The sequence below is a fragment of the Streptomyces sp. NPDC059003 genome (assembly GCF_042740445.1).
Lineage (GTDB): Bacteria > Actinomycetota > Actinomycetes > Streptomycetales > Streptomycetaceae > Streptomyces.
Genome location: NZ_JBHYJH010000017.1, coordinates 45,426 through 59,183, shown reverse-complemented (window position 1 = coordinate 59,183; position 13,758 = coordinate 45,426). Strand labels below are relative to the sequence as shown.

General features: G+C 71.2%; 9 protein-coding genes and 3 tRNA genes (1 of these 12 cut by a window edge). 7 read left to right on the top strand and 5 right to left on the bottom strand.

The window, feature by feature from the left end; genetic code table 11:
• Positions 1-8: 8 nt before the first annotated feature.
• The 5 genes from ACFWZ5_RS10095 to ACFWZ5_RS10075 form a co-directional block, all read right to left on the bottom strand.
• A complete protein-coding gene (locus ACFWZ5_RS10095; protein ID WP_384799874.1) occupies positions 9-3,383 on the bottom strand; it encodes a nitrate- and nitrite sensing domain-containing protein in 3,375 nt (1,124 codons plus the stop codon).
• Between the two features lie 341 nt (positions 3,384-3,724).
• Positions 3,725-4,327 carry an ATP/GTP-binding protein gene (locus tag ACFWZ5_RS10090; RefSeq protein ID WP_384799871.1) on the bottom strand — a complete coding sequence of 201 codons (603 nt, stop codon included), beginning with the start codon at positions 4,325-4,327 and terminating at the stop codon, positions 3,725-3,727.
• Positions 4,308-4,715 (bottom strand): DUF742 domain-containing protein, encoded by a 408-nt coding sequence (locus tag ACFWZ5_RS10085; RefSeq protein ID WP_384799868.1) that lies wholly within the window; start codon positions 4,713-4,715, stop codon positions 4,308-4,310. The genes ACFWZ5_RS10090 and ACFWZ5_RS10085 overlap by 20 nt, the downstream gene beginning before the upstream one ends.
• Before the next feature lie 152 nt (positions 4,716-4,867).
• Complete coding sequence (locus ACFWZ5_RS10080) at positions 4,868-5,281, bottom strand: roadblock/LC7 domain-containing protein (RefSeq protein ID WP_190139150.1); 414 nt, start codon at positions 5,279-5,281, stop codon at positions 4,868-4,870.
• A 9-nt stretch (positions 5,282-5,290) separates the two neighbouring features.
• A complete protein-coding gene (locus ACFWZ5_RS10075; RefSeq protein ID WP_384799865.1) occupies positions 5,291-9,490 on the bottom strand; it encodes a nitrate- and nitrite sensing domain-containing protein in 4,200 nt (1,399 codons plus the stop codon).
• 509 nt (positions 9,491-9,999) lie between these two features.
• Here ACFWZ5_RS10075 and ACFWZ5_RS10070 point away from each other — a divergent pair.
• From ACFWZ5_RS10070 to ACFWZ5_RS10040, 7 genes are all read left to right on the top strand, one after another.
• Positions 10,000-10,233, top strand: a complete 234-nt coding sequence (locus ACFWZ5_RS10070; protein WP_384799880.1) for a hypothetical protein — start codon at positions 10,000-10,002, stop codon at positions 10,231-10,233.
• Positions 10,234-10,351: 118 nt separating this feature from the next.
• Complete coding sequence (locus ACFWZ5_RS10065) at positions 10,352-11,128, top strand: fumarylacetoacetate hydrolase family protein (protein ID WP_384799862.1); 777 nt, start codon at positions 10,352-10,354, stop codon at positions 11,126-11,128.
• The gene (gltX, locus tag ACFWZ5_RS10060) at positions 11,121-12,596 is read left to right on the top strand and encodes a glutamate--tRNA ligase (RefSeq protein ID WP_384799859.1); all 1,476 of its coding nucleotides are present in this window, start codon (positions 11,121-11,123) and stop codon (positions 12,594-12,596) included. Before ACFWZ5_RS10065 ends, gltX begins: the two co-directional genes overlap by 8 nt.
• A gap of 84 nt (positions 12,597-12,680) precedes the next feature.
• Entirely contained in the window at positions 12,681-13,406 is a 726-nt protein-coding gene (locus tag ACFWZ5_RS10055) for an HAD family hydrolase (protein ID WP_384799856.1), read from the top strand.
• A gap of 87 nt (positions 13,407-13,493) precedes the next feature.
• Positions 13,494-13,565 (top strand) — tRNA-Gln (locus ACFWZ5_RS10050).
• Between the two features lie 39 nt (positions 13,566-13,604).
• Positions 13,605-13,677, top strand: a tRNA-Glu gene (locus ACFWZ5_RS10045).
• Between the two features lie 62 nt (positions 13,678-13,739).
• Positions 13,740-13,758: transfer RNA gene (locus ACFWZ5_RS10040), tRNA-Glu, on the top strand (it continues 154 nt past the right edge of the window).

The following is a 13,758-nucleotide window of genomic DNA, read 5'->3' as shown; positions in this document are numbered from 1 at the left end:
GGCTCACACTAACGCTCCTGGTTGTAGGTGCTATCAGGGCTGAAGCCCTGGCCATTCGTGTCACTGCCCGCGCTGCGGCCCCGCTGGACGCCGCGGCGCAGGTTGCTCAGTCTGCCCCGGACTTCCTCCGGGTCGCGGGAGACCTGGGGGCCGCCCTGCGGGGTCTGCTCCGCGGTGCCCTCGACCAGGTTGGCCTTGGGCACCCGCCGCGGCAGGCCGGACGAGGTGACCCCGCCCGCCTTCGGCTCCTTCAGCTGCTCGGCACGGTGCCACCGCTCGTCGTTGGACGAGCGCCAGCCGGTGCCGCGGGGCTCGCCGTTCGGGCTCTCGCCGTCGTGGCCTTCGTCGCCCTGCGCGGCGGGGGCGCCGCCGTTGCCGTTCGGCACGGCGCTGCCGCGGCGCGGGAGGCCCGCGTCGGTCAGCTCGTGCGCGGCCGGCGACGGCGCCGACAGGTTCGGGTCCGTCAGGTTCGGGTCCGTCGGGTTCGCCGGGTGCTCCGGGGCAGGTCCCGGACGGTCGAAGCCTACGCGCTCGCGCTCGTCGGCGTCAGTGCCCAGGGCCGATTCCGCTTCGGGAGCGTACTCGCCCTGGTACTCCTCCTGGTAACCGTCGCGCAGCGGCCAGTCGTCCTGGTGGGAGCGCTCAGGGTAGGTGGCGAACGGTTCCTGCGCCCCGCCCGCACGGGTGTCCTGACCCTCCTGGCCGGACTCCGTATAAGCGCCGTCCTGGTAGCCGTCCGGCGCCGGGTAGTACGGCTCCGCGTACGCCGACGCACCCTGGTCGTACGTCAGTTGTTCGTCGTACTGCGCCTGGTAGCCGCCCTGGCCCTGGTCGTAGCCGGGCGCCTGTGCGGTGTCGTACGCGGCCTGCTGGGCGTCGTACGCCGACTGCTGCTCGTCGTATCCGGCCTGCGGGGCCTCGTAACCGGCCTGCGGGTTCTCGTAGCCGGCGTGCTGGTCCTCGTACCCCTGCGCGTAGGCGTCCGGCGCCGCCGCCCCCACCTCGTCGCGGAAGAGCGGACGGCCCTCCGCCGGGCCCGCCTGGCCCGACTGGGCAGCCTGCGCCTCGAGCGCCGCGCGGCGCTCCTCGCGCAGCAGCGAGCGGCCCACGGGGTCGAGCTGCTGGCCGGACTCCTGGCCGTCGCCGTGGTAGCGGCTGTCGTCGAAGCCGAGCTCCGCGGCCGTGTGCAGCGGCTCGGGCGTCGTGGCCTGCTGCTCGGGGATGATCGAGGAGACCGTGAACTCGGAGTCGCCCGGCTGCTGCTCGCCGCCACCACCGTGCGTGATGACCTCCGGCAGCATGACGAGGGACGTCGTGCCCGCCTGCTCGCCCGAGGGGCGCAGCTGGACGCGGATGCCGTGCCGGTCGGACAGGCGGCCGACCACGAACAGGCCCATGCGCTGCGAGATCGCGGCGTCGACCGTCGGCGGGTTGGCCAGGCGGTGGTTGATGTCCGCGAAGTCCTCGGCGGTCAGGCCGATGCCCTTGTCGTGGATCTCGACCATCACGCGGCCGTCGGGCAGGCGGGTCGCGGTGACCTTGACCTTGGTCTGCGGCGAGGAGAACGTCGTCGCGTTCTCCAGGAGCTCGGCGAGCAGGTGCACGAGGTCGGTCACGGCGAGGCCGTGGATCTCGGCCTCCGGCACGCCCGAGAGCTCGATGCGCTCGTACTGCTCCACCTCGGACGAGGCGGCGCGGAGGACGTCCACCAGGGGCACCGGCTGGTCCCAGCGGCGGCCCGGCTCCTCGCCGGAGAGGACCAGGAGGTTCTCGCCGTTGCGGCGCATGCGGGTCGCGAGGTGGTCCAGGCGGAAGAGGCTCTCCAGCTGGTCCGGGTCCGCCTCGTTGTTCTCCAGGTCGGTGATGAGGGTCAGCTGGCCCTCGATCAGCGACTGGTTGCGGCGGGAGAGGTTGGTGAAGATCGCGTTGATGTTGCCCCGGAGCAGGGCCTGCTCGGACGCCAGCCGGACCGCCTCGCGGTGCACCTGGTCGAAGGCGCGGGCGACCTCGCCGATCTCGTCGGTGGTGGTGATCGGGATGGGCTGGACGCGGGTGTCGACGCGGCCCGGGTCGGTGCGCGAGAGCTGGTCGACGAGCATCGGCAGGCGCTGCTCGGCGATGCCGAAGGCGGCGGTGCGCAGGCTGCGCATCGACTGGCTCATCTGGCGGGCCATGAACCCGGCGATGATGAAGGCGGCGAGCAGCGCGACCACCACGACGGCACCGGTGATGAAGGCGTCGGTCTTGGCGTCGTCGGCGATGCCGGAGGCCTCGGTCACGGCCTTGTCGGCGAGGTCGGACTCGATCGTGCGGTAGGCATCGAACTTGGCGGTGGTCACGGCCCACAGGGCGGGGGCGGTGATGCCCTTGCCCGCGAGCTCCACGCGCGCGCTCGGCTGGGTGCTCGGCAGCGAGGAGATCAGGCCGATGGTCTTCTCGCCGGACGGCATGGGCACGTACTTCTCGCCCTTGGCGCGTGCCTGGGCCGCGCCCTCCTCGGCGAGGCGCTTGCCCTCGGCGGCGAGCTTCGTCTTCGCCTCTTCGAGCTTCTTGATGTCGGAGGGGGTGCCACCGCCGGTGTACTCCTCGATGGCGATGCGCTCGAGGTAGGCGTACGAGGAGAAGGTGACCCGCTGCTTGGCCAGCTCGCCCTGCGTCGGGCCCGGCTTCACCAGGAGGTGCGTGCCGATGGAGCGCTCCAGGGAGAGCGCGGCCTTCGCGAGGGACACGGCGTAGACGGTGCGGCCGTAGGAGGTGATGTTTCCGGTGCCGAGGCCGAGCTCGTTGGCGAACTCCATCAGCGGGTGCTGGATGGCGACGTACGCCTCTTCGGTCTGCACGCCGGGCAGCTTGCTCGTGTACGCGGCCTCGCGCAGGCCCTCGAGCTTGGGCTCGACCTTCTTGAAGGCGGCCAGACGGCGCTCCAGGCCCTCCTTGCTCGGCATGTCCCCGGCGGCGTCGTCGAACGCGGCGGCCGCCGCGTCGGTGGCCTTGCGGGCCTTGGCGACGTCCGGGTCGTTCTTCTTGCCCTTCAGGAGCGGCGCCGCGGAGACGTCGCGCTCCTCGATGAGGCGGTTGCCGTAGTCGAGGGACGCGCGCACGAGGCGGGCCGTGGCCTCGGCGTCACGGGCCTCGTCCCAGGTGTCGATGGCGGCCTTCACCTGGAAGCCGCCCATGACGAGGCCGACGAGCACGGGTATGAGGAGGATCGCGTTGAGGCGGGTCGGTACGCGCCAGTTCCTCGGTGACCACCGGCTGCCGGAGGCGGCTTGGGGTTCGCCGCCCGGTGCGTCCGCGGACGGCGCTGCTGCGCGCGGCGGCGGGGTGAAGTTGCCCCGCGTATCCCGGTCCGGGGGTGCGGGGCTCGTCTTGCTTCGCCTCACTCGACCAACAACCTCTCGGCGGCGGCTCCTGCGCTGGTGCCGCTGTCGTCTCCAAAGGCCCGTGCTACTGGGCAGTTCAGCGCATTCCAGCACGTCAGGTGGTGCTCTTCCAAACAGTAGGAAGGAAGCGTTCCGAGTGGTGTAAGCCTCAGATAAATCGGTCATAAAGAGCGAGCCCCGCCAAAAGGCGGGGCTGTTGTGCGCACAGTGACACCACCCGACCGCGAGGGGTTGCGGGTCAGGTGGAATTCTCTGTCGAAACGTTATGAACACGGCGGCGGTCCGTGTCAAAGGACACAGATCGTTCCGTGCGATCTACGGCAACTTCCGTATGACCTCGCCTACTTGAGTCGTGCCATAAGTGCGTGTTCAACCAGCGTGATCAGGCCACTCTTTGCTTCCGCACGCTGCCGGGCATCGGTGGTGATGATCGGGGTGTCCGGGCCGATCTGCAGCGCCTCGCGGACCTCGTCCGGGGTGTAGGGCTGCTGGCCGTCGAAGCCGTTGAGGGCGATGACGAACGGGAGACCGGAGTTCTCGAAGTAGTCGACGGCCGGGAAACAGTCGGCCAGACGACGGGTGTCGACGAGCACGATCGCACCGATCGCACCGCGCACCAGGTCGTCCCACATGAACCAGAAGCGGTCCTGCCCCGGCGTGCCGAACAGGTAGAGGATCAGGTCCTGGTCGAGCGTGATCCGGCCGAAATCCATCGCCACCGTCGTGGTGGTCTTGTCCCCGGTGTGGGTGAGGTCGTCAATGCCCGCCGACGCGGACGTCATCACGGCCTCGGTGCGCAGCGGATTGATCTCGGACACGGCCCCGACGAACGTCGTCTTGCCCACGCCGAAGCCGCCCGCCACCACGATCTTCGCGGACGTGGTGGACCGGCCGCCGCCACCGGAACCGGCGTAGCCGCTCCCGTCAGAGCTTGCGAAGTCCACTGAGCACCCTCTCGAGCAGTGTCACGTCTGGCTGGCCGCCGGCGGACTCGTCGCCGCCGGGCTGGTGGATCGCCACGAGCCCGGCCTCGGCCAGGTCGGCGACCAGGATGCGGGCGACGCCGAGCGGCATCGACAGGAGCGCGGAGACCTCCGCCACCGACTTGACCTCGCGGCACAGGTGGCAGATCCGCTGGTGCTCGGGGAGCAGCCCCATCAGCTGGGCCGGGTCGGCCGTCGTGCTCACCAGCGCCTCGATCGCGAGCTGGTAGCGGGGCCGGGTCCGGCCGCCGGTCATGGCGTACGGACGCACCAGCGGCTGGTCGCCCTCAACTCCGTACCCGGCATGGGAAGCACCGTACGGGTCGTGAGAGGCGGTGGGCGGGGTCATGGATCCTCCGGGCGGGAAAGCAGTGGGTCTGCGTTCCGTCTGACTTCAGCCGGGTGGGGGCACGAATGGCGGCCGGACGGCGGGCGGTTACGTTCGGTCTGGTCGCCCGGCCGGTGGGGCGGCCGGGGGAGGCGTGGCGGGTCCGGGCCGGCCTAGTGCAGCAGGCTCCCCTGCAGTTCGGCCCGCAGGTCCGGGGTGAGGACGGTGCCCGCACGGTCCACGAGCAGCGCCATCTCGTACCCGACGAGGCCGATGTCGCACTCCGGGTGCGCAAGCACGGCCAGGGACGAGCCGTCCGAGATGGACATGATGAACAGGAAGCCGCGCTCCATCTCCACGACCGTCTGCGTGACCGCCCCGCCCTCGAAGATCCGGGAGGCCCCGGCGGTGAGGGAGGTCAGGCCGGAGGCGACGGCCGCGAGCTGGTCGGCGCGGTCGCGCGGAAAGCCCTCGGACATCGCGAGAAGCAGGCCGTCGGCGGAGACCACGACCGTGTGGGACACCCCGGGGGTGTTGTCCACGAAGTTGGTGATCAACCAGTTCAGGTTCTGTGCCGCCTGGCTCATCGGACTCAACTAACGCTCCTGCTGGTAAGTGGGGAAACTGCCGGTCTGGCCGGTGCCGGCCTGGCGACCCTGCTGGATGCCCCGACGGAGATTGGTCAGTCGGCCGCGCACGTCGTCGGGCGCGCGGGAGACCTGCGGACCCTGGCTCTCCTGCGCCTGCTGTGCGGTGCCCGCCACGAGGTTCGCCCGTGGCACGCGGCGCGGAAGGCCGGAGGTGGTGACGCCGCCGGCGGAGGGCTGTCGGACGCGCTCGGCCTGGCGGCCCAGCTCGTCGTTCGGCGACGTGCGCCAAGCGCTGTTGTTGGTGTTCGCGGTGGTGCTGTGGGACGCGGTGGTGCTGTTCGCGGTGTGCGCGTCGTGGTGGCCCGGGGCCGCGGGGCCCGCCGGGTGCTGGGGTCCGGGCGCGGTGCCGGGCGACTGCGACGGCGGCTGCGGCCGGTTCGGGGCTCCCGCGCCCTGGGGGCGCGCGCCGCCGAGGGGGCGCTGCGGGAGCTGCGGGTCGCGCTGCTGGTCGCGCTGGGGGAGCTGCTGGTCGCGCCGGGGCAGCCGCTGCTGGGGCGCGGGCTCCTGGCGGCGGGCGGCCTCGGGGGCGCGCTCGCCGCGCTGCGGCCGCTGGGCGCCGGGGCGCTGCGGCAGCTCGGGGCGGTGCTCGGGACCGGCCTGGCGGTTCTGCTCGGCCTGCTGGCGCTGCTGCTCGGCCTGGCGGTGCTGCTGCTCCGCCTGGCGCTGCTGCTCCACCTGCCGGTTCTGCTCGGCCTGGCGCTGCGCCTCCTGGGCCTGAGCCTGGGCCTGGGCCTGGCGCTCCTCCTGGGCCTGCCGCTCCTGCTCGGCCTGCTGCTGCGCCTGCTGCGAGAACCAGTTGGTCTCCAGCGTGTCGTACAGCGGCGTACGGCCGTCGAGCGGTCCGGACGCGGGCGGCAGGGCGTCCTGCTGGCCGTCCTGTCGGCCGTCCTGTCGGTCGGCCTGCTGGGGCTCGGGCTGCTGCGGCAGCTGGGCCTGGGGGCGCTGCTGCTGTCCCTGGGGCCCGGGGGCCTGGGGCTGCTGCGGGGCGCCCTGGTCCAGGTCGGCGCGCGGGGCCTGGCCGCGGCGGGGCGCGGGCGGGCGCGGCACCTGCACGCTGCCGGTGCCGCCGTTGCCGAAGTCCCCGGAGAACTCGCCGGTGGCGTGCTGGGACTGGCCGGTCCCCGGTGCGGCGGGCGTGCCGAAGACGTCGGACCGGACGAACTCGCCGGTGCCCTGGTCGGACGAGCCGGGGGGCGGTCCGTCGTAGTCGGGGCGGGCGAACTGCGCGGTCGAGCCGGGGCCCTGAAGGTCGTCCGTGAGGCCCGTGGGCTGCGGGAACTGGCCGGTGGTCTCGGGCTCCTCGTGGCCGCGGGGCGCGTCGAAGGGCTCGCGCGCCACCTGCGGCTGCGCGTTCTCGTCGCTCCAGCTGGGCACGCGCGGCGCCGGGGCGCCGCCGTTCCCGGCGTTGCCGCCGGGCAGTTCGGCGCGGGGGCCGCCGCGGGGCGGCAGCTGCGGCCGACGACCCTGGTCGGCACCGGAGCCCGCCGGGGCGTCGGCGTTGTTCGTACGCTGCTGGGGCACCGGAGGCTGCGGCAGTCCCGCGCTTCCGCGACCGCCGCCCTGCCCGAAGCCACCGGCACCGGAGTCCTGCGGGCCCGGAGCCTGGGAGCGCTGCGGGAGCTGCGGCGCCTGCGGCCGCTGCGCTCCGGAGGGAGCACCGGCACCCGGCTTGCCGGACGCACCGGCACCCGCGAGCCCGCCCGGCGCCACCGGGGAACCGGCCGACGGACCCGAAGGACCCGCCGGACCGCCCGCCGACGGCCCCTGGGCACCACCGCGCGCGGGCAGCGCAGCCCGCGGACCCGGTCCCGCGACCTGGCCGCGCTGCGTCCCGGCGCCAGGACCGACCTGGTTGTTCTGGCTGTTCTGACGGGCGCGGGCCGCGCCGCTGAGGCCTGCGGCCACACCGCCGCCGCGCCGTGCTGCCGCGGCACCCGCCGAGGCCTGGGCCGCCGCGGGTCCACCGGTCGGCGCCGGGGCGCCCGGCATGCCGCCGGGGGCCTTCTTGCCGCCCTGGGCGACATCGACGGGCAGCATGACGAGCGCCGTCGTGCCGCCGGAGTCGGAGGGCCGCAGCTGGATGCGGATGCCGTGGCGCTGCGAGAGGCGGCCGACCACGAACAGACCCATGCGGCGGGAGACGGAGACGTCCACGGTGGGCGGCGACGCGAGCCGCTCGTTGATCGCGGCGAGGTCCTCGGGGGAGAGGCCGATGCCGGTGTCGTGGATCTCGATCAGGACGCGGCCGTCGGGCAGGGCGTGACCGGTGACCTTGACCTTGGTCTGCGGCGAGGAGAACGACGTCGCGTTCTCCAGGAGCTCGGCGAGCAGGTGCACGAGGTCGTTGACGACGCGGCCCGCGACGTCCGTGGCGGGCACGGCGGCGAGCTCGATGCGCTCGTACTGCTCCACCTCGGACGCGGCGGCGCGCAGCACGTCGACGAGCGGAACGGGGCGGGTCCAGCGGCGGCCGGGCTCTTCACCGGCGAGGACGAGGAGGTTCTCACCGTTACGGCGCATGCGCGTGGCGAGGTGGTCGAGCTTGAACAGCGAGGACAGCTGGTCGGGGTCGGCCTCGCGCGACTCCAGCTCGGAGATGAGCGACAGCTGGCGCTGGATGAGGCCCTGGGAGCGGCGCGAGAGGTTGGTGAACATCGCGTTGACGTTGCCCCGGAGCAGGGCCTGCTCGGCGGCGAGGCGGACCGCCTCGCGGTGCACGTCGTCGAAGGCCGCGGCCACCTGGCCGATCTCGTCCCGGGAGTGCACGCCGACCGACTCCACGGACGTGTCCACGTCCTGCGGGTCGGACTCGGAGAGCTGCTTGACGAGCTCGGGCAGCCGGTCCTGGGCGACCTTGGTGGCGGTGTCCTGGAGCCGGCGCAGCGAGCGGATCATGGACCGGGCGACGACGAAGGCGCCGACGAGCGAGACGCCGAGCACGAGCAGGATCAGCGCACCGTTGATGATGGCTTCCTGCTCGGAGTCGTTGCGCAGCTCGCGGGCCTTCTGCTCCATCTCGTCGAGAAGCGTCTTCTCGATCCTGGACATCTCCACGATCTTCGAGGAGTCGGCGTCCACCCAGTCCTTGTAGGACCGCTTGCCGCGCAGCTTGATGCCGTCGGGCTGCTCGAGCACGCGCTTGGCGTACGAGTTGGCGGCCTCGATGGCGGTGTTGTTCTCGCTGATCGGCTTCAGGAGCTTCTCGGCGTCGCCGGAGTAGATCCGGTTGAAGGACTGGATCTCGGCGCTCTCCTTGTCGAACGCCGAGTAGGCGTACCGGCGGTCGAGCTCCGAGAGCTTGCCGAACTCGCGCTTGTTCGCGGGCAGCGCGGCCGCGATGACGGCGCGCTGGATGGAGGCGTACTCCTTGGCGGAGGAGAAGGACGCCAGCGCGCGCGTGCGCTGGATCATCTGCGGGTTGCTGGTCGCCTTCGCCATGTCCTCGGAGAGCCCGAGGAGCTGCGTGATGAGCTGGCTGTACGCGTCGACCGTCTGCGAGATCGTGTTCTTGTCCGTGTACGCGCCCTTGCGGACGTCGTTGATCCGCTGCAGCTGCTGGGTGATCTGCAGGGTGGTCTGGCGGACGCCGAGCAGACCCTTCTCGCTGTCGCTGTTGTCCAGCTCCCGCGTGCCGCGCAGGAAGTTCCGGTAGGCCCGGTCCGTCTTCTCGCGGGCGGCCTTGACGGTGAAGTCCGTCTCGTCGGCGCCGTGCGCGAGGGGTCCCGCCGACTGGTCGCGCTCCTCCTGGAGCGCGGCGGCCAGGATGGTGGCCTCCTCGGTCATGTCCGTCAGCAGCTTCATGTTGTCGAGCTGCTCGATCTCGTCCATCGACTCGTTGATCCGCAGCACGCCGAGGGAGGTGGCCGTGATGACGGGGAGCGCGAGGAGCGAGATCAGACGGGTGGAGATGCGCCAGTTGCGCAGGGCTATTCGGGAGCCGGTGCTGGGCGTCTTGGCGCCCGTGGCCTTGGTGTCGGCGGCGGGGAGGCCGCCGGCCGGCGCGCCCTGGCGTGCGGCACCCGGGCCGCTGTCGCCGGACTGCACCGGTTGGGGGTTCTGGGCGTGCTGGGCCGAGGAGCCGCGGTCACTTCCGCCGCGCTCCGGCTCCGCCGCAGCGCTGCCATCCCTCTTGAAACGTCCCTGCACTAGCGTCGCAACCTCTGGACCAGGCGTCCCTCCGCGTGGACGGCGGGACGGTGTCGGCGTCGTGGGGCACCAGGGCACCCCATGGTGGTCGTGAGACCGGCGCTGCTCCCCCTTACCGCCGCTCTCGGCGCTGCGTTGCGCCCCTGTGCGCCGGTTCGATCCCGCGGCGGTCCCGGGAATTCCAGCACAGTGCCGGATCTCCAACAAGGCCCGTGGGTCAGGCCGCGACCACGGTGACTGCATGTGGTTGGCGCGTTACCTGACGTAGAAAGTGAAGTCTCCTATATCGGACTTTTCTGTACGAGACGTGCGGGTCGAGCGGGTGTCCCAGTCTTCATGATCAGGAGCGGAATGCGCGCTTCAGTGGCGCATTGTCCGTTTTCAATGGCCCCACCGCCAGCCGGAATTGACCGTTTTGCCCGCACCTCCGTGAGCAAACTCACATGAAGATCATGGCCTCTTCTCGACATTGGTCGGGAATTGCATGTTTAGCCTGACGCTTTACAGGGATGGCGAATCCGACAACCGGCGTCCACACGGTGACGCCCCAACCGACAGGGCCACAACGGCAGATGAAGTCCACGCTGATGTTCCGCAACATAGCCAACCCCCGCCGCACCACCCTCGCGCACCTCAAGGACGCCGAGGAGCTGCAGCCCGCGGCGGACCGGCCGGAGCACGCGACAGAGCTCCCCACCCAGACCGCCAACCCGAAGCGCACCATCCTCATGGAAGCCCCGTAGGGAAACAGCCCGTCCGGCGCTTGAGGACGAGCCGCGAAGCGGCAAAAAAGGGGGAGAGGGGCGGAGCCCCATAGACTGGGGCACCAGATCACCCCCACAAGCAAAGGGCACCGTCCACGTGCGTATCGCCAGGTTCTCCATCGACGGCAATGTCGCCTTCGGCGCGGTCGAAGGCGACAAGCCGGACGAGCTCGTCGTCGACATCATCAAGGGCAGCCCGTACGCCGACTTCGAGCTGAGCGGTGTCAAGGTCCCGCTGAGCAAGGTCCGGCTCCTCGCGCCCGTCATCGGCCACAAGATCGTGGCCTTCGGCCGGAACTACGCGGAGCACGCGCGGGAGCTCGGCAACGAGGTGCCCGAGGCCCCGTTCGCCTTCTTCAAGCCCGCCACGTCGATGATCGGCTCCGGCGACGCCATCCAGTACCCGCCGTTCTCCGAGGAGCTGCACCACGAGGCGGAGCTCGCCGTGGTGATCGGCCGGATGTGCCGCGAGGTGCCGCGCGAGCGCGTCAAGGACGTGATCTTCGGCTACACCTGCGCCAACGACGTCACCGCGCGTGACGTGCAGAAGCGCGAGAAGCAGTGGGCGCGGGCCAAGGGCTTCGACACGTCCTGCCCGCTGGGCCCCTGGGTCGAGACGGAGCTCGACCCGAGCGACCTGACGATCCAGTGCACGGTCAACGGCCAGCAGCGCCAGCTGGGCCGCACGTCCGACATGGTGCACTCCATCGAGGACCTGATCGTCAACATCTCCGAGGCCATGACGCTGCTGCCCGGCGACGTCATCCTCACCGGCACCCCGGAGGGGGTCGGCCCCCTCCACGTCGGCGACGAGGTCGCCGTCACCATCGAAGGCATCGGCACTCTCACCAACAAGGTGATCAAGCGTGGCTAACGCGAACGTACGCGTACGTTTCTGTCCCTCCCCGACCGGCAACCCCCACGTGGGCCTGGTCCGCACCGCCCTGTTCAACTGGGCCTACGCCCGGCACAACGAGGGCACCCTGGTCTTCCGCATCGAGGACACGGACGCCGCCCGCGACTCCGAGGAGTCGTACGAGCAGCTCCTGGACTCCATGCGCTGGCTGGGCTTCGACTGGGACGAGGGCCCCGAGGTCGGCGGCCCGCACGCGCCGTACCGCCAGTCGCAGCGGATGGACATCTACCGGGACGTCGCCGAGAAGCTCATCGCCGCCGGCCACGCCTACCCCTGCTACTGCACCACCGAGGAGCTCGACGCCCGCCGCGAGGCCGCCCGCGCCGCCGGCAAGCCGTCCGGCTACGACGGCACGTGCCGCGACCTCACCGCGGAGCAGAAGCAGGCGTACGAGGCCGAGGGCCGCAGCCACATCGTGCGCTTCCGGATGCCCGACGAGGCCACGACCTTCACCGACCTGGTCCGCGGCGAGATCACCGTCCAGGCCGAGAACGTCACCGACTACGGCATCGTCCGCGCCAACGGCGCCCCGCTGTACACGCTGGTCAACCCGGTCGACGACGCCCTGATGGAGATCACCCACGTCCTGCGCGGCGAGGACCTGCTCTCCTCGACCCCGCGCCAGATCGCGCTCTACAAGGCGCTGATCGAGCTGGGCGTCGCCAAGGAGATCCCGCAGTTCGGCCACCTGCCGTACGTCATGGGCGAGGGCAACAAGAAGCTCTCCAAGCGCGACCCGCAGGCCAGCCTGAACCTCTACCGCGAGCGCGGCTTCCTGCCCGAGGGCCTGCTGAACTACCTCTCCCTGCTCGGCTGGTCCTTCTCCGCCGACCAGGACGTCTTCACGATCGAGCAGATGATCGCGAAGTTCGACCTCGCCGACGTGAACTCCAACCCGGCCCGCTTCGACCTGAAGAAGGCCGAGGCGATCAACGCCGACCACATCCGCATGCTGGACGTGAAGGCGTTCGCCGCGGCCTGCGAGCCCTGGCTGAAGGCCCCGCACGCCCCCTGGGCGCCCGAGGACTTCGACACGGCGGTCTGGGAGGCCATCGCGCCGCACGCCCAGACCCGCCTCAAGGTCCTCTCCGAGATCACGGACAACGTCGACTTCCTGTTCCTGCCGGAGCCGGTCTTCGACGAGGCCTCCTGGACCAAGGCCATGAAGGAGGGCTCCGACGCGCTCCTGCGCACGGCCCGCGCCAAGCTGGAGGCGGCCGACTGGTCGTCCCCCGAGTCCCTCAAGGAGGCCGTCCTGGTCGCCGGCGAGGAGCACGGCCTGAAGCTCGGCAAGGCCCAGGCCCCGGTCCGCGTCGCCGTCACCGGCCGCACGGTGGGCCTGCCCCTCTTCGAGTCCCTGGAGATCCTGGGCAAGGACCGCACCCTCGCCCGCGTGGACGCGGCGCTGGCGAAGCTGACCGCGTAACCCCGCGCACGGGTGCGCACAGGCACCCCACGAAGGGCCCGGAAGCCGTATCGGCTCCCGGGCCCTTCGCCGTACATTCGCCCCATGCCGATCAAAGCCGTGGTCTGGGACATCGACGACACGATCTTCGACTACGCGACCGCCGACACCGTCGGCATCCGCGAGCACCTCGCCGCGGAGGGCGCCCTCGCCAGATACGGCACGGCGGAGCGCGCCCTCGCCCTCTGGAAAGAGGTCACCGAGCGGCACTGGGCCCGCTTCGGCGCCGGTGAGGTGGGCTTCGACGCCCAGCGTCGGGACCGCGTACGCGACTTCCTGGGCGCCGCGCTCGACGACGCCGAGGCCGACGCCTGGTTCGGCCGCTACCGCACCCACTACGAGGCCGCCTGGTCCCTCTTCCCCGACACCCTCCCGGCCCTCGACGCCCTCGCCGACGGCTTCCGGCACGCGGTCCTCTCCAACTCCTCCCACGGGGTGCAGGACCCCAAGCTGCGCGCCCTCGGCGTACGCGACCGCTTCGAGGCCGTCCTGTGCGCGGCCGAGCTCGGCGTCGCCAAGCCCGCGCCCGAGGCCTTCCACGCCGTCTGCGCGCGGCTGGAGCTCGCGCCCGAGGAGATCGCGTACGTCGGTGACCAGCCGGAGATCGACGCCCGCGGCGCCCGCGACGCGGGTCTGCTCGGCATCTGGCTCGACCGCAACGGCGCGGCCCAGGAAGGCCCGTCGGGCATCCACCGCATCACGCGCCTCACGGAGCTGCCCGCGCTGCTGTGTCCGGATACCCGTTTTGGAGCGCCGTCCACCTTCGGGTAATGTTCTTCCTGCGCCGCCCGAGAGGGCCGAAAGGTCCGGCCGGGAAGCGCAAGCCGAACAAAATCCCCCTCGGGGGTTGCGTTCCGGTGGCCTATGGTGTAATTGGCAGCACGACTGATTCTGGTTCAGTTAGTCTTGGTTCGAGTCCAGGTAGGCCAGCTCGCAGAGCTCATCTGCACCGCGGATCCTGTCCGCAAAGCCCCCGTTGTGTAGCGGCCTAGCACGCTGCCCTCTCAAGGCAGTAGCGCCGGTTCGAATCCGGTCGGGGGTACAGATCCTTCCCGTGAGGACAGTCTGGGTCGCACCCGCTGACTTCAATGCAGGATCGCTAGGGCCCCCGTTGTGTAGCGGC